Below are 19,498 nucleotides of genomic sequence, written 5' to 3' on the forward strand. Positions count from 1 at the left end.
AGAGATATTGTATCACAGACTTGAAGCTTAAGTGATATTTTTGTCCGGTGTTAATGAAGGAGAATTTAGGAGTGTCATGCGAGGGTAGTGGAATGTCAGTGCCTAGTTGGGCGGAGTCTTTCAATCTAAACGTCTCCGCTTTTTTGTGTGGAAGCTTTGAGAACATGATTCATCATTGTTAACGCATAAAGGTTATCTTCTTTTGATGCAGAAGCGATACAATCCTCAGGGATCCATAATTGGTACTCTCGCATATAGGCATCATTAGCCGTGAATAACACACAGATGTTACCAGCAATGCCGGTAAGTATTAAGGTTTCCACCTTCAGTTGTTTAAGCAGTGTATTGAGGGCAGTCCCATAAAAAGCCGAATGCTTCGGTTTGATGAGAAAGAACTCATCTTTTTGTGGTTTGATTTTTTCAATTAGCTGAGCATTTCCTGTATTTTTACAGGTGTCGATAATCTTATCGAAGTCAGCCTGCCATAAATCATAATGGTCATTGATATAAATGATAGGGAATCCCTTTTCTTTCATGTGCTTTTTCAACTTCAGTATTGGCTCGATGATAAGCTTCGTATGTTCAAGGAGCATGTCACCGTGATTGAAATTAAAATCATTAATTATATCAATGATAAGCAAAGCAAAGGAAGGGGAAGTAGATTTATTCATAGTATATCCTCCTTATATTGTTTGAATTTACTTGCAGCCGGTAGGTCGCTTGCGTTACTATTCATTAGAATAAGTAGTATGACCTTTATTTTGTCTTATATTTGTCTGTTTACTCCTACTTAATATGAGGGGGTTTTTTTATGAAAGATGATGCCTATTACATGAAATTGGCTTTAAAGGAAGCTGAAAAGGCGCAGATGTTGAACGAAGTGCCGATTGGAGCTTTAATTGTGATAGATGATCAAATAGTTTCGAGGGGGCATAACCTGCGGGAAACAGAGCAGAATGCTACTGCCCACGCGGAGTTACTTGCGATTAATGAGGCTTGTGGTTCACTTGGTAGTTGGCGCCTTGAGAAGGCGACACTTTATGTAACGTTGGAACCTTGCCCTATGTGTGCTGGGGCTATTCTGCAATCGAGGGTGAAAAGGGTCGTTTTTGGCGCCCATGATCCAAAGGCAGGCTGTGCAGGGACATTTATGGATTTACTTCAAGACGAACGCTTCAACCATCAATGTGAGGTTACAAGCGGTGTGTTGCGGGACGAGTGCGGAGGGATCCTGACAGCCTTTTTTAAAGAGCTTAGGAATCGAAAGAAAACCTTGAAAAAGGAAAAAGCACTTAAAAATTTGGAAGAAAATTAATAACCTTCTCTGAATACTTGCTGTGCCTGCCTTTTCCTTATCTAAAGATTAGGGAAATAGACAGTTCAATGAACAAGGCTTGCGTTTTTTTTGTTACCTTAGTATAATGAATTATGCGTCGATATGACGCTATGAAAATTGGTATTACATTTGCCGTGCTAGACGGGGAGGTAGCGGTGCCCTGTACTCGCAATCCGCTCTAGCGAGGTTGAATTCCTTCTCGAGGTTAGCGTACTGTAGGGTCTGCCTTAAGTAAGTGGTGTTGACGCCCGGGTCCTGCGCAATGGGTCTCCATGAACCATGTCAGGTCCGGAAGGAAGCAGCATTAAGTGGAAGTTCTCATGTGCCGCAGGGTTGCCTGGGCCGAGCTAACTGCTTAAGTAACGCTTATGGTTGCTAATCGACAGAAGGTGCACGGCAGTTATTTTACATAATCAAAAAACTCATTCGTATCGGGTGAGTTTTTTTGCACGTTAAGAAGTTAAATTAGTTGTAAATCTTGAAAAGAATATGACAATCAGTGAGTTTTCTTTAAGCTGACTTTGAAAATAAGGAAATCAGTAATGTATAATAAACAAGATGGAGAAAATAAGGAGGGATTTCCGTGGGGTATCAAGCATTATACCGGGTATGGCGGCCACAACAATTTATTGATGTAGTTGGGCAGGAACATGTAACAAAAACGTTGCAGAATGCCCTAATCGGGCAAAAGGTTTCGCATGCCTATTTATTCTCCGGTCCACGTGGGACAGGGAAAACGAGCGCTGCCAAAATTCTTGCAAAAGCAGTGAATTGTGAGCATGCCCCGATAAGTGAACCCTGTAACGAATGTGCTACCTGCCGCGGAATCACTGATGGCTCCATATCAGATGTTATTGAAATTGATGCAGCATCCAATAATGGTGTCGAAGAAATCCGTGACATTCGTGATAAGGTCAAATATGCACCGAATGCGGCTACATATAAAGTTTATATTATTGATGAGGTACATATGCTTTCACAAGGGGCCTTCAATGCGTTATTAAAAACATTGGAAGAACCGCCAAAGCACGTTATTTTTATATTAGCAACGACTGAACCTCATAAGATTCCGCTAACGATTATTTCGCGTTGTCAACGGTTTGATTTCAAAAGAATTCAGCCGCAGGATATTGTTGGGCGTATGGCTCAAATCATTGCTGAAACAGGGGTTTCATGTGATGAACAGGCCTTGCATATTATTGCGAGAGCAGCTGAAGGCGGGATGCGTGATGCGCTAAGCTTGCTTGATCAGGCAATTTCATTCAGTTCAGAGACGGTATCTGTAGAAGATGCATTGACTGTCACTGGTTCTGTTTCGCAGGCATTCTTAAGTCGGTTGGCAAAATCAATTTATGATAAAGAAGTAGCAGTGGCACTTGAAGTACTTGATGAATTGTTGGCTATGGGAAAAGACCCAGCTCGGTTTATTGAAGACATGATTTATTATTTCCGTGATATGTTGTTGTACCAAACAGCACCAGCTCTCGCTGAATCCTTTGAGCGTGTGTTAATCGATCCGCAATTTAAAGAATTATCAGAAGTCATCTCTTCTGAATCGATTTATTCCATTATTGAAAGTTTTAATCAAACACAGCAGGATATGAAATGGACAAATCATCCAAGAATTTTCCTTGAAGTGGCCCTTGTGAAATTATGTAATGAGCAGAGATCAAATCAAATGGACAATGGGCAGATTCAACAATTGCTTCAGAAAATAGAGGATTTGGAAGTTAAATTACAGGAAATACAGAGAAGTGGCATCTCAGCGGCTGTGGCAGAAAAGCCTGCAGAACAGGTAAAATCACAGCGGGTTATAAAAAAGGCTTATAAAGCGCCAACAGGCAAGATTAATCAAGTTTTAAAACAAGCAACGAAACCAGATTTGAATGTAGTGAAAAGCAAGTGGGGCGAAGTACTTGAACAATTAGGTCAGCAAAACCAAAAGTCATTAGCAGCTTTATTAACGGAAGCAGAACCTGTTGCTGCGTCAACTGAGGCTTTTGTGGTAAAATTCAAATATGATATCCATTGTCAAATGGCAATGGAAAATAACCGTTTCGTGGAAGTGATTGCCTCAATCATGCAGCAATTAACTGGTCGGCGTATGGAGATAGCTGGAGTTCCAGAGAGCCAATGGCAGAGGTTGCGGGAGGACTTTATTTCAACACAGCAGTTCGAAGGTACAGAAGAAACGGAATCAAAAGAAGAAGACCCCTTTATAGCAGAGGCTAGAAAATTAGTCGGCGATGATTTACTTGAAATTAAAGAATAATTGGAGGTAGGAAAAATGGGTATGCGCGGTGGTAATATGCAAAACATGATGAAACAAATGCAGAAGATGCAAAAGAAGATGGCAGAGGCACAAGAAGAGCTAGGTGAAAAAAAGATTGAAGGTACTGCAGGCGGTGGAATGGTAACAGTTATCGTGACAGGCCATAAAGAAATAGTTGATGTAATCATCAAACCAGAAGTTGTTGACCCAGATGATATCGATATGCTTCAGGATTTAGTATTAGCTGCTACCAATGATGCTCTGAAAAAAGCAGAAGAACTGACAAACCAGACGATGGGGCAATTTACTAAAGGAATGAACCTTCCAGGTATGTTTTAAGCAAGTTCAAAAGAAACTTCCTTTCAGGAGGTTTCTTTTGAAATTTTTAGGAGGAATTTGATGCATTATCCAGAACCGATTTCCAAGCTTATTGACAGCTTTATGAAATTGCCGGGGATTGGGCCGAAAACGGCTGCGCGATTAGCCTTTCATGTGTTAAGTATGAAGGAAGATACTGTTTTGGATTTTGCAAAAGCGCTGGTAAATGCTAAGCGGAATCTGACGTATTGTTCAGTCTGTGGTCATATCACAGATCAGGATCCCTGTTATATCTGCGAGGATCAAAGGAGAGATAGAAGTTTAATCTGTGTCGTACAGGACCCAAAAGATGTAATAGCGATGGAAAAAATGAGAGAGTTCAATGGCTTATACCATGTACTACATGGCAGTATTTCACCGATGGACGGAATCGGTCCGGAAGATATAAATATTCCCGATTTATTAAAGCGCCTGCAGGACGAAACAGTGCAGGAGGTCATTTTGGCTACTAATCCTAATATTGAAGGAGAAGCAACTGCCATGTATATTTCGCGGCTGCTCAGACCTTCAGGGATTAAGGTGACAAGAATTGCCCATGGACTTCCTGTTGGCGGAGATCTGGAGTATGCGGATGAAGTGACGCTATCAAAAGCAATAGAAGGAAGAAGAGAAATATAAGATAGCTGGGAGGACTTCACTTGTTCTTTCGTAAAAAAAAGCGACTTCGAAATGAATTCAATGAGGCATTAATTGAAGAGCTTGAACAATTGAAACGGAATTGGCATAATCAAAAATCTTTACTTGAAAAAAGCGTAGACCCATCTGAGGAAGTAATTGCACAAGCAAGACTAGCGGAAGTAAAATATTTTTACTTATTTAGAGAAGTAAAAAGAAGAAACGTCCGCATTCAACGATAATAGCAGAGTGGTTATAAAGGAATACCCTTTATAACCACTTTTTATTGGGTTGAGTTCTTAAACCAAGACTCCCTTCATATAAGTGTAGTACAAGCTTACGGGGAGGAATGAGTTGTGGAACCAGTTGTTTTTGTTGCCGTAGTTGGAGGCTTGATCTTAATGCTCCTCATTATCGGTGCACCTATAAAACCCATTCGGTTTCTAGGGCAGGGGGTAATAAAGATTATTATTGGTGCGGTCTTTCTGTTTTTTTTGAATACGCTAGGGAATCAAGCGGGCATTCATGTACCCATTAATCTCGCCACTTCAGCAGTTGCCGGTCTGCTTGGAATACCGGGAGTCGCGGCGTTGGCTGCCATTGGTTACTGGATTATTTAAGGGGAATCTGATTGAATATTAAAGGCAATAAAAGCCTCAAGGATATTGTCTTGAGGCTTTTATCTATATATAAGTTAGAAGTGTATTAATGTTTTTTTGCAAAATCTTGATTTAACTATTGACGAGAAATAAACAAACTGATAATATATTAGGAGTCGCCAACAACGACAACCATAACATTCAATCGAAAAAACAATATAAAATAAATGTTGACATAAGATTAAATGGATGGTAAGATAATGAAGTCGCTTACGAGATAAACGACACTGAAATTGCTCTTTGAAAACTGAACAAAACAAAGCGCCAACGTTAATTTTTAAAAGTGAGCACACACTATCAAAAAAGCAAAATGAGCAAGTCAAACATTTCTTCGGAGAGTTTGATCCTGGCTCAGGACGAACGCTGGCGGCGTGCCTAATACATGCAAGTCGAGCGAATCGATGGGAGCTTGCTCCCTGAGATTAGCGGCGGACGGGTGAGTAACACGTGGGCAACCTGCCTATAAGACTGGGATAACTTCGGGAAACCGGAGCTAATACCGGATACGTTCTTTTCTCGCATGAGAGAAGATGGAAAGACGGCCTCTAGCTGTCACTTATAGATGGGCCCGCGGCGCATTAGCTAGTTGGTGAGGTAATGGCTCACCAAGGCGACGATGCGTAGCCGACCTGAGAGGGTGATCGGCCACACTGGGACTGAGACACGGCCCAGACTCCTACGGGAGGCAGCAGTAGGGAATCTTCCGCAATGGACGAAAGTCTGACGGAGCAACGCCGCGTGAACGAAGAAGGCCTTCGGGTCGTAAAGTTCTGTTGTTAGGGAAGAACAAGTACCAGAGTAACTGCTGGTACCTTGACGGTACCTAACCAGAAAGCCACGGCTAACTACGTGCCAGCAGCCGCGGTAATACGTAGGTGGCAAGCGTTGTCCGGAATTATTGGGCGTAAAGCGCGCGCAGGTGGTTCCTTAAGTCTGATGTGAAAGCCCACGGCTCAACCGTGGAGGGTCATTGGAAACTGGGGAACTTGAGTGCAGAAGAGGAAAGTGGAATTCCAAGTGTAGCGGTGAAATGCGTAGAGATTTGGAGGAACACCAGTGGCGAAGGCGACTTTCTGGTCTGTAACTGACACTGAGGCGCGAAAGCGTGGGGAGCAAACAGGATTAGATACCCTGGTAGTCCACGCCGTAAACGATGAGTGCTAAGTGTTAGAGGGTTTCCGCCCTTTAGTGCTGCAGCTAACGCATTAAGCACTCCGCCTGGGGAGTACGGCCGCAAGGCTGAAACTCAAAGGAATTGACGGGGGCCCGCACAAGCGGTGGAGCATGTGGTTTAATTCGAAGCAACGCGAAGAACCTTACCAGGTCTTGACATCCTCTGACAACCCTAGAGATAGGGCGTTCCCCTTCGGGGGACAGAGTGACAGGTGGTGCATGGTTGTCGTCAGCTCGTGTCGTGAGATGTTGGGTTAAGTCCCGCAACGAGCGCAACCCTTGATCTTAGTTGCCAGCATTCAGTTGGGCACTCTAAGGTGACTGCCGGTGACAAACCGGAGGAAGGTGGGGATGACGTCAAATCATCATGCCCCTTATGACCTGGGCTACACACGTGCTACAATGGATGGTACAAAGGGCTGCAAACCTGCGAAGGTAAGCGAATCCCATAAAGCCATTCTCAGTTCGGATTGTAGGCTGCAACTCGCCTACATGAAGCCGGAATCGCTAGTAATCGCGGATCAGCATGCCGCGGTGAATACGTTCCCGGGCCTTGTACACACCGCCCGTCACACCACGAGAGTTTGTAACACCCGAAGTCGGTGAGGTAACCTTTATGGAGCCAGCCGCCTAAGGTGGGACAGATGATTGGGGTGAAGTCGTAACAAGGTAGCCGTATCGGAAGGTGCGGCTGGATCACCTCCTTTCTAAGGATAAATACGAGAGCGCTTTTGTTTTGTTCAGTTTTGAATGAGTAATTCATTCAATTAAATAGTAATCCCGCGATAAGCTTGGGAAGCAGAAGCTTATTATTTTATGTGAATGGGCCTATAGCTCAGCTGGTTAGAGCGCACGCCTGATAAGCGTGAGGTCGATGGTTCGAGTCCATTTAGGCCCACCATTCATTTCCCTATAATGGGGCCTTAGCTCAGCTGGGAGAGCGCCTGCCTTGCACGCAGGAGGTCAGCGGTTCGATCCCGCTAGGCTCCACCAATTGAAACAATCACGTTGTGATTGGGACAACTTGTTCCTTGAAAACTAGATAATAGATAGAAGGCAATTAATTTTTTCAAAGCATCAGTAAGATCTTTTTTAACGGTTAAGTTAGAAAGGGCGCACGGTGGATGCCTTGGCACTAGGAGCCGATGAAGGACGGGACTAACACCGATATGCTTCGGGGAGCTGTAAGTAAGCTTTGATCCGGAGATTTCCGAATGGGGAAACCCACTGTTCGTAATGGAACAGTATCTTTACCTGAATACATAGGGTACTGAAGGCAGACCCGGGGAACTGAAACATCTAAGTACCCGGAGGAAGAGAAAGCAAATGCGATTTCCTGAGTAGCGGCGAGCGAAACGGAATTAGCCCAAACCAAGAGGCTTGCCTCTTGGGGTTGTAGGACACTCAACATGGAGTTACAAAGGAACGGGGTAAATGAAGTGATCTGGAAAGGTCCGTCAAAGAAGGTAAAAACCCTGTAGTTGAAACTTCGTTCCCTCCTGAGTGGATCCTGAGTACGGCGGGACACGAGAAATCCCGTCGGAAGCAGGGAGGACCATCTCCCAAGGCTAAATACTACCTAGTGACCGATAGTGAACCAGTACCGTGAGGGAAAGGTGAAAAGCACCCCGGAAGGGGAGTGAAATAGATCCTGAAACCGTGTGCCTACAAGTAGTCAAAGCCCGTTAATGGGTAATGGCGTGCCTTTTGTAGAATGAACCGGCGAGTTACGATTTCATGCGAGGTTAAGTTGATAAGACGGAGCCGCAGCGAAAGCGAGTCTGAATAGGGCGAATGAGTATGAGGTCGTAGACCCGAAACCAGGTGATCTACCCATGTCCAGGGTGAAGTTCAGGTAACACTGAATGGAGGCCCGAACCCACGCACGTTGAAAAGTGCGGGGATGAGGTGTGGGTAGCGGAGAAATTCCAATCGAACCTGGAGATAGCTGGTTCTCTCCGAAATAGCTTTAGGGCTAGCCTCAAGATGAGAGTATTGGAGGTAGAGCACTGATTGGACTAGGGGCCCCCAACGGGTTACCGAATTCAGTCAAACTCCGAATGCCAAATACTTATTCTTGGGAGTCAGACTGCGAGTGATAAGATCCGTAGTCGAAAGGGAAACAGCCCAGACCACCAGCTAAGGTCCCAAAGTATACGTTAAGTGGAAAAGGATGTGGAGTTGCTTAGACAACCAGGATGTTGGCTCAGAAGCAGCCATCATTTAAAGAGTGCGTAATAGCTCACTGGTCGAGTGACTCCGCGCCGAAAATGTACCGGGGCTAAACGTATCACCGAAGCTGTGGATTGACACCGTATGGTGTCGATGGTAGGAGAGCGTTCTAAGGGCGTTGAAGTCAGACCGGAAGGACTGGTGGAGCGCTTAGAAGTGAGAATGCCGGTATGAGTAGCGAAAGAAGGGTGAGAATCCCTTCCACCGAATGCCTAAGGTTTCCTGAGGAAGGCTCGTCCGCTCAGGGTTAGTCGGGACCTAAGCCGAGGCCGAAAGGCGTAGGCGATGGACAACAGGTTGATATTCCTGTACCACCTATACATCGTTTGAACGATGGGGGGACGCAGAAGGATAGGGTAAGCGCGCTGTTGGATATGCGCGTCCAAGCAGTTAGGCCGGAAACGAGGCAAATCCCGTTTCCATTAAGGCGGAGCTGTGATGGCGAGGGAAATATAGTACCGAAGTTCCTGATTCCACGCTGCCAAGAAAAGCCTCTAGTGAGATGTAAGGTGCCCGTACCGCAAACCGACACAGGTAGGCGAGGAGAGAATCCTAAGGTGTGCGAGAGAACTCTCGTTAAGGAACTCGGCAAAATGACCCCGTAACTTCGGGAGAAGGGGTGCTTTTTAGGGTGAATAGCCCAGAAAAGCCGCAGTGAATAGGCCCAGGCGACTGTTTAGCAAAAACACAGGTCTCTGCGAAGCCGCAAGGCGAAGTATAGGGGCTGACACCTGCCCGGTGCTGGAAGGTTAAGGGGAGAGGTTAGCGCAAGCGAAGCTTTGAACCGAAGCCCCAGTAAACGGCGGCCGTAACTATAACGGTCCTAAGGTAGCGAAATTCCTTGTCGGGTAAGTTCCGACCCGCACGAAAGGTGTAACGATCTGGGCACTGTCTCAACGAGAGACTCGGTGAAATTATAGTACCTGTGAAGATGCAGGTTACCCGCGACAGGACGGAAAGACCCCGTGGAGCTTTACTGCAGCCTGATATTGAATTTTGGTACAGCTTGTACAGGATAGGTAGGAGCCTGAGAAGCCGGAGCGCTAGCTTCGGTGGAGGCGTTGGTGGGATACTACCCTGGCTGTATTGAAATTCTAACCCGCGCCCCTTATCGGGGTGGGAGACAGTGTCAGGTGGGCAGTTTGACTGGGGCGGTCGCCTCCTAAAGAGTAACGGAGGCGCCCAAAGGTTCCCTCAGAATGGTTGGAAATCATTCGTAGAGTGTAAAGGCACAAGGGAGCTTGACTGCGAGACCTACAAGTCGAGCAGGGACGAAAGTCGGGCTTAGTGATCCGGTGGTTCCGCATGGAAGGGCCATCGCTCAACGGATAAAAGCTACCCCGGGGATAACAGGCTTATCTCCCCCAAGAGTCCACATCGACGGGGAGGTTTGGCACCTCGATGTCGGCTCATCGCATCCTGGGGCTGTAGTCGGTCCCAAGGGTTGGGCTGTTCGCCCATTAAAGCGGTACGCGAGCTGGGTTCAGAACGTCGTGAGACAGTTCGGTCCCTATCCGTCGCGGGCGCAGGAAATTTGAGAGGAGCTGTCCTTAGTACGAGAGGACCGGGATGGACGCACCGCTGGTGTACCAGTTGTCTTGCCAAAGGCATAGCTGGGTAGCTACGTGCGGACGGGATAAGTGCTGAAAGCATCTAAGCATGAAGCCCCCCTCGAGATGAGATTTCCCATAGCGCAAGCTAGTAAGATCCCTGAAAGATGATCAGGTTGATAGGTCAGAGGTGGAAGCGTGGCGACATGTGGAGCTGACTGATACTAATAGATCGAGGACTTAACCACGCTTTAAAAAATGAAATACCTTCTTATTATCTAGTTTTGAAGGAACAACGTTCCTTTATTGTTTGGTGGCGATAGCGAAGAGGTCACACCCGTTCCCATTCCGAACACGGCAGTTAAGCTCTTCAGCGCCGATGGTAGTTGGGGGTTTCCCCCTGTGAGAGTAGGACGCCGCCAAGCCATTTTGAAAAGATCAGCCATCCTGGCTGGTCTTTTTTGTTTAATAAAAAACAAGTCATTAATAATAAAGCGTTTATCAATTATGGAAACTTTTATAGAGACATACACGTATTGAAAACCTTCATCATACATTGTTAAAAGCAGCCCCGGTTCTCTTAAACTATTTAAAGTTATGTATGCGAACAATGGTTTTTGGGGAGAATGCAGGTATGGAGGTGGAGATGTTGGGGACAACAACAACCAAAACAACGGCAGGGGAATCGTGCGTGGTTTGTGAACAGATAAAAGGTATGGGGATACACTTATATACGACTTTTATTTGTGAGGAATGCGAAAGGGATATGATTGGGACGGATACAAACGATCCTAGGTATAAATATTACTTGAAACAATTAAGAAAAATCACCAATCCTGAAATTTGTTCTTAAGCAATAGTAGTTTATAGAAAGTTGAAGAGTTAGAGAATAAAGAAATGGAATGTTTCTTATTCTCTAACTCTTTTTTTGGCTTTAGAAGAATAGTTGCAGACAGCAGGTGCTTGTTTCAGAATTACAAATATACGGAGCGTAGTCCTACATAATTGCTACCCCGCTCGTCTCAATAAGAGATTAAATCGAACTTTTTTGATAAAATGAAAAAATACTATGATTTGAGGGAAGAGAGAGAAATGAATCAATTACAGACGCCATTGTTCGATGCAATGAGTGCATTTAATAAAAAGAATCCGATATCTCTGCATGTCCCAGGGCATAAAAATGGACGGGTGTTTAGTAATAAAGGCCAAGCAGTATATAACTCCTTACTGGGAATAGATGCTACGGAACTAAGCGGTTTAGATGACTTACATGCCCCTGAAGGTGCTATTTTGAGATCTGAGGAACTACTAGCTGATCTATATGGTGTACAGAAGAGTTATTTTCTAGTCAATGGTTCAACTGTTGGGAACCTTGCGATGATCCTTGCCACCTGCCGGGAAGGAGATAAGGTGCTTGTTCAAAGGAACTGTCATAAATCAATTTTACATGGACTGATGTTAGCGAATGTACAACCGATTTTTTTACAACCGATTTTTTATGAGGAATGGGGGGTTGCAGGTGGTGTCAGAATGGAACTATTTGAAGAAGCCCTGGAAGTTCATTCAGATGTAAAAGCTATCATTGTAACGTATCCAAATTATTATGGTCTTGGTGAAGATCTTTCTGAAATGGTGAAGTTGGCACACCAAAGAGGAATTCCAGTGCTGGTAGATGAGGCACATGGTGCTCACTTTCAGTTAGGAGGTCCCTTTCCTAGAACAGCAATTTTAGCTGGGGCGGACGCCGTTGTTCACTCGGCTCATAAAACACTGCCAGCAATGACGATGGGTTCCTATCTCCATATTAATACAACCTTATTAGATATAGATCAGGTGTCATTCTATTTGCAAATGCTCCAATCAAGCAGTCCTTCTTATCCGATTATGGGATCTCTAGACTTAGCCAGGTCTTATTTAGCCTCATTTACATTAGAAGATCAAAACTGCCTTATTAAAAGGATATCCGATTTCAGAAGGGAATTAGCTAGTCTCCAATCGGTACGGGTGTTAGAAGCACCACCGGGAACGTCAGCAGACCCTTTAAAAGTAGTCATTCAATCAACAAAGGGTTTAAGTGGGTTTGAGTTACAGCAGTTGTGTGAAGCAGAAGGTATTTATTCAGAATTAGCTGATCCCTTTAATTTGTTAATGATTTTGCCATTATTAAAGAAAAATGACTATTTTCCTTTTCAAGAAATTGTTCAAAAAATAAAAAATGTAACTGAAGAAAAAACTGGAAGACGGGAGGGCAATCAAGCAGTGAGCTGGCTAGCTGAGAATTCAATGACAAGCCTTGCACTGCCATATTCTGTAATGGGTCAAAGGAAATCGAGACACGTAGTATTAAGTCAGGCTGTTGGAGAGGTATCTGCTGAGATGGTCATCCCTTATCCGCCGGGGATCCCTTTAATTATGTCCGGGGAAATGATTACCTCGAAGCATATATTCAACTTAAAAAGACTGCTTGACCTGGGATCAAGATTTCATGGCGGTTCCTCCCTTTCAAACGGAGAGCTAATCGTTTATGAAAGCGGGCAGGTTGGTTAAAATGATATACTACAAACAAAGAACCTTGGAGGTGCACCGATGAACCGTGGTATTTTTATAACAATGGAAGGACCTGAGGGAGCTGGGAAAACAACAATTATCCAAATGCTCGGTAAGGCTCTTCAAGAAGAAGGTTACCAAGTCCTATTAACACGAGAACCAGGAGGCGTTCCCATTTCCGAGCAAATTAGGGAGGTTATCCTGAATAAAGCCAATACAGCTATGGACCCAAGAACAGAGGCTTTATTATATGCAGCTGCAAGGCGTCAGCATTTAGTTGAGATAGTTATTCCGGAGCTAGAGCGAGGAGGTATCGTTCTGTGTGACCGTTTTATAGATAGTTCTCTGGCCTATCAAGGGTATGCAAGAGGCTTAGATATAGAAGAAGTATACAATATCAATAAGTTCGCAATTGGAGATATGATGCCGGATGCTACGTTCTTTTTTGATATCGATCCAGAAGAAGGGTTGAGACGTATTCAGTCCAATGGGGACCGGGAAGTGAACCGACTAGACCTGGAAGCCATAGATTTTCATAAAAAAGTATGTGAGGGGTATCAGTTAATAATAAATAGATGGAAAGATCGGTTCATTATCGTGGATGCGGGCCGGACAATTGAGGATGTTTTTGAGGAAACGAAAGCCCGCTTACTGACGTTTTTAGAAAAAACAGAACAGTAACTATTTGAATTTCCATATTATTCAACCGAACACTATTCCAAGCAAAGACTAATTGCTATAATAGAGATAATAGAGTTAGGAAAATTCAGAGTAACCGGAGGATGATGAGAATGAAAATGATCATTGCTGTCGTTCAAGACAAGGATAGTCATCGGCTGCTGAATGAATTAGTAGAAAATAATTTCGGGACAACCAAGCTTGCCAGTACGGGCGGGTTTTTAAAATCAGGAAATACAACCTTTATGATTGGTACAGAGGATGCACGTGTTGACCAAGCCATTCAGATTATCAAACAGAATTGTCAATCACGATCCCAGTTAGTGTCACCGGTTTCACCGATGGGTGGGAATGCCGAATCCTATGTACCTTATCCAGTGGAAATTCAAGTAGGCGGTGCAACCATATTCGTTCTGCCAGTTGAAAACTTTTTACAATTTTAACGGTTAGTTGTATGGAGGTTCGTTATGAAAATCAACCATGATATCCCAATTAAGCTGGATAAAGCGCAGCAGGATACCAAACATGCTCAAACAGGCAATGGAAGGTTTCAACAAATGGTCCAAACACAGGATCAAAAGATGCAAATCCAAACATTAAACCGTTTAATAGGTGATATTGAAGGGGCGGGCCAGCGATTGGTTCGGTCACGTACCTTTAGAGAATTGGCGAAATATAAAGCGTTAGTGAAGCGGTTTGTCCGAGAAGCTGTTGAAAATGGTCTAGAATTGAAGCAGTCTACGACCTGGAACCAATATGGTCAAAGCCAACCATTGAAAACCGTGGAAACGATCGATGCGAGATTAGTTGAATTAAGCGAGGAAATTCTGAATAAAGAGAAGAGCTCGCTCGAAATATTAGAAATGATTGGTGAAATTAAAGGACTTCTGATTAATTTATATACTTAAGTGAGTTGATAGTGTTGGATAAAACATGGCAAGACATGAGTCAAATTCAGCCACAAGTTATGACGATGCTTCAAAACAGCATAACGAAAAACAGAGTGGCTCATGCGTATATATTTGAAGGGGAAAAAGGGGCAGGTAAGCAAGATATAAGTAAAACCTTCGCTAAAAGCTTACTTTGTGAGGCCCTGACAGCAGGTTACAAGCCATGCGAGCAATGTCGGAATTGCAAACGAATTTCAAGTGGGAATCACCCTGATGTTCATTTGATTGAGCGGGATGGGCTGTCGATCAAAAAGGAACAAATTAAGAGTCTTCAAGAAGAATTCTCGAAGAAAAGTGTAGAGGCAGATCGGAAAGTTTATATGATTGCCGATGCGGATAAAATGTCAGTCGGGGCAGCAAACAGCCTATTGAAATTTTTAGAAGAGCCTTCAGCTGATACTGTGGCCATTCTGATGACCGAACAGCTTCAGAGAATTCTTCCGACTATATTATCAAGATGCCAAGTGATTTCGTTTAAGCCGTTATCCCCGGAAAATGTAAAGCGGAAGCTGATAGAACAGGATTTAGATCCGCAGCTTGCCTCGGTTATCTCACATTTAACACAGAATGTGGAAGCTGGAATCGAACTTAGCCATGATGAATGGTTTGTACAAGCTCAAAAAATAGTGGTAAAATTATATGAAGTGTTAAAACAGAATTCCTTGAAGGCTTTGTTATACCTTCAGACGGATTGGTTTTCACACTTTAAAGAAAGAGAACAGGTTGATAGAGGTCTTGATTTGTTACTTCTTATATATAAGGATTTATTATACATTCAGTTGGACAAGAAGGACCTTGTTGTATTTCAAAGTAAACTGAAGGAATTTGAAACTCACGCTCTTCATCTTTCTCCGAGACGCCTCGCTGAACATATGGGGTATATTTTGGAAGCAAAAAGGAAGCTGATGTCCAACACAAATCCACAGCTGTTAATGGAACAGCTTGTGCTGAATTTGCAGGAGGGATCATGATTTGTATGATGTTGTAGGTGTCCGTTTTAAAAAAGCGGGCAAAATATACTACTTTGATCCGGGTGAATTCGCTATTCCTAAGGACGATTTTGTAATAGTGGAGACTGTCCGCGGTGTTGAATTCGGTAAAGTTGTTACAGCCCGTAAACAAGTAGATGAAAATGATGTTGTCCTGCCATTGAAAAAGGTACTTCGGGTTGCCGATGCAAAAGATAAGTTAATTGTTGACGAAAACAAGGCAGCTGCAGAAGAGGCTTATTCTATATGTTGTCAAAAGGTCGATGAGCATAAGCTGGATATGAAGCTTGTAGATGTGTCATATACGTTCGACAGAAATAAAGTTGTATTTTATTTTACAGCGGATGGTCGCGTGGATTTCCGAGATTTAGTCAAAGATTTAGCTGCCATATTCAGAACACGGATTGAACTGCGCCAAATTGGGGTCAGGGATGAGGCAAAAATGCTTGGAGGAATCGGGCCATGTGGCAGAATGCTATGTTGCTCAACGTTTCTTGGTGATTTTGAACCTGTTTCAATCAAAATGGCGAAGGATCAAAATTTATCATTGAACCCTACAAAAATCTCAGGATTATGCGGTCGATTGATGTGCTGTCTGAAATATGAAAATGATGAGTATGAAAGTGCGAAGGAAATGCTTCCTGATTTAGGTGAAATGATTAATACGCCTGGTGGCAAAGGCAAGGTAGTGGGGCTTAATATTCTAGAACGCGTACTTCAGATTGAACTAATCGAGCAGGAAAGAGTATTAGAGTATACTTTAGATGAGATTCTAAAAGAGGGAGCCGTTTCTATTCAAGCCACAGATTATTAAGGTGGTGGGAGAGCGTGGATAAGAAAGATATTTTTGAGTCGGTGACCAATATGGAAACGCAGATAGGCCAATTATATAAACAGCTTGGTGAATTGAAGCAGAATCTAGCGGAAATTCTCGAGGAAAATCAGTCGCTCAAGTTGGAAAACGAGCACTTACGTCATCGATTAGGCCTTGTGGAAGTCGAGAGTGCACCTGCTTCTGTAAAGGTTAAACAAAAAGTAAAAAATCGTACTGCGAGTGCGGAAAAGGTTATGGATATCGGGGAAGGCTATGACAATCTAGCCCGTATCTATCAAGAAGGCTTCCATATTTGTAATCTGCATTTTGGGAGTTTACGAAAAGAAGGAGATTGCCTGTTCTGTTTATCTTTTTTAAACAAGAAGTGAAAATGGAATAATATAAAAGAATGTTCCATCTCTTTTACGTGATAGATAGACCGTTTACAATATATAGTGATTCGGGGTCTGACGCTTACTATGAGTCAGACCCTTTTTGTACGATAGATATGTTAAAGCATGGGCCCTAAACATGCTTTTTCTATACATATATAGGAGGGTAACAGCATTGGTAGAACTTAAAGGAGATGAACGCCTCGATTATCTATTGGCTGAGAATTTAAGAATCATCCAAAGCCCATCGGTGTTTTCTTTCTCATTAGATGCCGTTTTATTATCAAGGTTCGTAAACGTGCCGATTCAAAAAGGAAAACTCGTCGATCTTTGCTCAGGAAATGGGGTTATACCATTGCTGTTGAGCACAAGAACGAAAGGAACAATTAAAGGTATCGAGATTCAAGAGCGGTTATATGACATGGCTCAGAGAAGCGTAGATTATAATGACGCATCCTCTCAGATTGAGATGATTCATGGAGATATAAAAGAGATTCCAAAACAGATAGGGTATAGTAAATATGACGTGGTAACATGTAATCCACCCTATTTTCCTACTCCATCGATCGAGGAAATAAATAAAAATGAGCATTTTGCAATTGCTCGGCATGAAATTATGTGTAACCTTGAGGACGTAATGCGTGTCTCAAGTCAGTTATTGCGTCAGGGTGGCAAAGCAGCATTCGTTCATAGGCCTGGCCGTTTAATGGATATTTTACATTTAATGAGAGTGTACAGGATTGAACCAAAGCGACTACAATTTGTTTATCCAAAAAGCACAAAAGAAGCAAATACGATTCTTATTGAAGGGATAAAGGACGGAAGCCCTGATTTGAAGATTCTCCCACCTCTTGTTGTGTATAATGAACAAAATGAATATAATCCGGAAATCAGAAGGATTTTATATGGAGAAGAATAGGCATTATTTTTATGTGTTGAAATGCCAGGATGGCAGCTATTATGCAGGGTATACAAATAACTTAGATCGTAGGGTCGACACGCATAATCAAGGCAAGGGGGCGAAGTATACACGGGGACGTACCCCTGTTGAACTGATTTATCATGAAACGTTTGAATCTCAGACATTAGCCATGCAGGCAGAATACCTGTTTAAGCAATTAACAAGAAAACAAAAACAAAAGTGGATGGCAAAGGAGGATAAGTAACCTATGTGGCAGCAAAAGAGTTTTGAAAAAGAAGGATTGGAGCCGGCCCTATATCTAGTTCCTACACCGATCGGAAATCTTGAGGATATGAGCTTCCGGGCTTTGAGAATTTTAAAGGAAGCAGATGTTATTGCTGCTGAGGACACGCGAAACACGAAGAAACTATGTAATTACTTTGAAATTTCGACCCCTATCGTTAGTTACCATGAACATAATAAGGAATATAGCGGGAAGCAGATGCTTGAGAGGCTTCGTTCAGGAGAAGTAATAGCCTTAGTCAGTGATGCTGGACTGCCGACAATTTCTGACCCTGGATATGAACTGGTTAAAGATGCAATTGCTGAGCAGTTTAAGGTCATCCCATTGCCGGGTGCTAATGCTGCATTAACTGCGTTGATTGCTTCGGGTCTTGCGCCACAGCCTTTTTACTTTTATGGCTTTTTACAGCGGGGAGCAAAAGAAAAAAAGCAAGAGCTAGAGAAGTTAAAAAAAATGGAAGCGACATGGATTGTCTATGAATCGCCACATCGTTTAAAAGAAACATTAAAACATATGCATGAAATTCTAGGAGACCGCCGTATTGTATTATGCCGTGAATTAACGAAGAAGTTTGAAGAGTTTATTCGTGGGACGGTAAGTGAGGCATTGGCGTGGGCAGTGGAATCCGAGATACGCGGTGAGTTCTGTTTGATAATAGAAGGGGCGCAATGGTTGGAGGAAGAGCCTGAAGAAGCATGGTGGATGGCCTTTGACATTGTTGGTCATGTCAATTATTATATAGAAACCAAACAGGTTACCTCCAAGGATGCTATCAAGCAGGTCGCAAAAGACCGTAATATACAAAAACGCGACGTATACCAGGCGTACCACATTGATGAACAATAATATATTTAAGTAAGCAATAAAAAAAACTTCCGAAGATCGGAAGTTTTTTTATTTATATCATTTATTTAGAAGTTGAAAAGTTTTGTTGAATTTCTTGGATAAGTAATTCAGCGCCTTCACGACTAAGAATTAATTTACCGTTTGCAAGTGTAAGATTATTATCAGAAACTTCACCAGTAACTTGGCAAGTCATGTTTGGTTTGTATTTTTTCAAGATGATGCGCTCGTCATCAACATAGATTTCAAGAGCGTCTTTCTCAGCGATTCCCAATGTACGGCGAAGCTCGATTGGAATAACCACCCGGCCTAACTCATCAACTTTACGAACGATTCCTGTAGATTTCATTTTTGAAAATTCTCCTCTCAGTTTACAATTTAGTACCCATTTTCTATTTTTTTCGCCAATATTCGACAAATTTTTTTATAAATTTATAATACCAGCCATTCCCAAATTCGTCAATGATTTATTTTCATTTTTTTGTAAGAAGAGAGTATAGCTTTTCTTCCCAAGGAAGTAAAAAGGCTGGGAAAGAGAAAAATCCAGCAATTTCGTTTTATGCGAAGATTAAATCAGTAACAAGGAACTACTTACTTCAGCATGATTCGACAAACTACGCATGAAGAACACGCTTCTCTATTATATGATTAAATCCAATTTAGTTTCAAAGTATAAGTTCTGAATTAAGGATAATTTTCTTGGGGAAGACTTTAAATTATGTGATTTGTTGCACAAAAAATAAATATTAGGTATATTTTGTTGAGGTAAGAGGTAATGCTTACATAATATGGGAGAGTGTGTCCTGATATCGAAGGTTTAACTGGGGTATCTACTTATAATATTTTTTATTCTATTATCAAGATA

At 42.8% G+C, this 19,498-nt stretch carries 19 protein-coding genes, 2 tRNA genes, 3 rRNA genes and 1 other RNA gene; 23 read left to right on the top strand and 2 right to left on the bottom strand.

What is annotated here, in order from left to right; genetic code table 11:
* Positions 1–125 precede the first annotated feature (125 nt).
* Positions 126–671: an isochorismatase family cysteine hydrolase gene (locus tag NST21_RS00105; protein WP_098178166.1), complete on the bottom strand. Its 546-nt coding sequence runs from the start codon at positions 669–671 to the stop codon at positions 126–128.
* Between the two features lie 140 nt (positions 672–811).
* Here NST21_RS00105 and tadA point away from each other — a divergent pair, with 140 nt between their 5' ends.
* The 23 genes from tadA (at position 812) to rsmI (ending at position 18,636) form a co-directional block, all read left to right on the top strand.
* Positions 812–1,315, top strand: a complete 504-nt coding sequence (tadA, locus tag NST21_RS00110) for a tRNA adenosine(34) deaminase TadA (protein WP_340887232.1) — start codon at positions 812–814, stop codon at positions 1,313–1,315.
* Positions 1,316–1,468: 153 nt separating this feature from the next.
* Positions 1,469–1,733, top strand: an RNA gene (gene ffs, locus NST21_RS00115) — signal recognition particle sRNA large type.
* A gap of 186 nt (positions 1,734–1,919) precedes the next feature.
* Positions 1,920–3,608: a DNA polymerase III subunit gamma/tau gene (gene dnaX, locus NST21_RS00120; RefSeq protein WP_340887234.1), complete on the top strand. Its 1,689-nt coding sequence runs from the start codon at positions 1,920–1,922 to the stop codon at positions 3,606–3,608.
* Positions 3,609–3,629: 21 nt separating this feature from the next.
* On the top strand, positions 3,630–3,947 hold the full coding sequence (locus NST21_RS00125) for a YbaB/EbfC family nucleoid-associated protein (RefSeq protein ID WP_053348895.1): 318 nt from the start codon (positions 3,630–3,632) through the stop codon (positions 3,945–3,947).
* A 60-nt stretch (positions 3,948–4,007) separates the two neighbouring features.
* Complete coding sequence (recR, locus tag NST21_RS00130; RefSeq protein ID WP_053348887.1) at positions 4,008–4,604, top strand: recombination mediator RecR; 597 nt, start codon at positions 4,008–4,010, stop codon at positions 4,602–4,604.
* Between the two features lie 20 nt (positions 4,605–4,624).
* Complete coding sequence (locus tag NST21_RS00135) at positions 4,625–4,843, top strand: YaaL family protein (RefSeq protein WP_053348886.1); 219 nt, start codon at positions 4,625–4,627, stop codon at positions 4,841–4,843.
* 114 nt (positions 4,844–4,957) lie between these two features.
* On the top strand, positions 4,958–5,221 hold the full coding sequence (locus NST21_RS00140) for a pro-sigmaK processing inhibitor BofA family protein (RefSeq protein WP_056528987.1): 264 nt from the start codon (positions 4,958–4,960) through the stop codon (positions 5,219–5,221).
* Between the two features lie 367 nt (positions 5,222–5,588).
* Positions 5,589–7,140, top strand: a 16S ribosomal RNA gene (locus NST21_RS00145).
* A gap of 117 nt (positions 7,141–7,257) precedes the next feature.
* Positions 7,258–7,334 (top strand) — tRNA-Ile (locus NST21_RS00150).
* Positions 7,335–7,350: 16 nt separating this feature from the next.
* Positions 7,351–7,426, top strand: a tRNA-Ala gene (locus NST21_RS00155).
* A 104-nt stretch (positions 7,427–7,530) separates the two neighbouring features.
* Positions 7,531–10,463: ribosomal RNA gene (locus tag NST21_RS00160) — 23S ribosomal RNA — on the top strand.
* A gap of 61 nt (positions 10,464–10,524) precedes the next feature.
* Positions 10,525–10,640: ribosomal RNA gene (rrf, locus tag NST21_RS00165) — 5S ribosomal RNA — on the top strand.
* Together the 16S, 23S and 5S rRNA genes with 2 tRNA genes alongside form the textbook arrangement of a ribosomal RNA operon.
* 209 nt (positions 10,641–10,849) lie before the next feature.
* Positions 10,850–11,068 carry a sigma factor G inhibitor Gin gene (locus tag NST21_RS00170; RefSeq protein WP_082527567.1) on the top strand — a complete coding sequence of 73 codons (219 nt, stop codon included), beginning with the start codon at positions 10,850–10,852 and terminating at the stop codon, positions 11,066–11,068.
* Positions 11,069–11,307: 239 nt separating this feature from the next.
* Entirely contained in the window at positions 11,308–12,762 is a 1,455-nt protein-coding gene (locus tag NST21_RS00175; RefSeq protein WP_340887235.1) for an aminotransferase class I/II-fold pyridoxal phosphate-dependent enzyme, read from the top strand.
* Positions 12,763–12,801: 39 nt separating this feature from the next.
* Positions 12,802–13,443 (top strand): dTMP kinase, encoded by a 642-nt coding sequence (gene tmk / locus NST21_RS00180; protein ID WP_098177770.1) that lies wholly within the window; start codon positions 12,802–12,804, stop codon positions 13,441–13,443.
* A gap of 110 nt (positions 13,444–13,553) precedes the next feature.
* Positions 13,554–13,883, top strand: a complete 330-nt coding sequence (locus NST21_RS00185) for a cyclic-di-AMP receptor (protein ID WP_053349015.1) — start codon at positions 13,554–13,556, stop codon at positions 13,881–13,883.
* Between the two features lie 24 nt (positions 13,884–13,907).
* Entirely contained in the window at positions 13,908–14,348 is a 441-nt protein-coding gene (locus NST21_RS00190) for a YaaR family protein (RefSeq protein WP_340887237.1), read from the top strand.
* 14 nt (positions 14,349–14,362) lie between these two features.
* Positions 14,363–15,361 carry a DNA polymerase III subunit delta' gene (gene holB, locus NST21_RS00195; RefSeq protein ID WP_340887239.1) on the top strand — a complete coding sequence of 333 codons (999 nt, stop codon included), beginning with the start codon at positions 14,363–14,365 and terminating at the stop codon, positions 15,359–15,361.
* 1 nt (position 15,362) lies between these two features.
* Complete coding sequence (locus NST21_RS00200; protein WP_053349013.1) at positions 15,363–16,193, top strand: PSP1 domain-containing protein; 831 nt, start codon at positions 15,363–15,365, stop codon at positions 16,191–16,193.
* A gap of 50 nt (positions 16,194–16,243) precedes the next feature.
* Entirely contained in the window at positions 16,244–16,582 is a 339-nt protein-coding gene (yabA, locus tag NST21_RS00205; protein WP_207196469.1) for a DNA replication initiation control protein YabA, read from the top strand.
* A 178-nt stretch (positions 16,583–16,760) separates the two neighbouring features.
* Entirely contained in the window at positions 16,761–17,504 is a 744-nt protein-coding gene (locus NST21_RS00210; RefSeq protein ID WP_340887240.1) for a tRNA1(Val) (adenine(37)-N6)-methyltransferase, read from the top strand.
* Positions 17,491–17,751, top strand: a complete 261-nt coding sequence (locus NST21_RS00215; protein ID WP_340887241.1) for a GIY-YIG nuclease family protein — start codon at positions 17,491–17,493, stop codon at positions 17,749–17,751. The genes NST21_RS00210 and NST21_RS00215 overlap by 14 nt, the downstream gene beginning before the upstream one ends.
* Positions 17,752–17,754: 3 nt before the next feature.
* A complete protein-coding gene (gene rsmI / locus NST21_RS00220) occupies positions 17,755–18,636 on the top strand; it encodes a 16S rRNA (cytidine(1402)-2'-O)-methyltransferase (protein ID WP_053349009.1) in 882 nt (293 codons plus the stop codon).
* 61 nt (positions 18,637–18,697) lie between these two features.
* Here rsmI and NST21_RS00225 read toward each other — a convergent pair whose 3' ends face one another.
* A complete protein-coding gene (locus NST21_RS00225; RefSeq protein ID WP_056525508.1) occupies positions 18,698–18,982 on the bottom strand; it encodes an AbrB/MazE/SpoVT family DNA-binding domain-containing protein in 285 nt (94 codons plus the stop codon).
* Between the last annotated feature and the right edge of the window lie 516 nt (positions 18,983–19,498).

Source organism: Peribacillus sp. FSL K6-1552 (assembly GCF_038005205.1).
GTDB classification, from domain to species: domain Bacteria; phylum Bacillota; class Bacilli; order Bacillales; family DSM-1321; genus Peribacillus; species Peribacillus butanolivorans.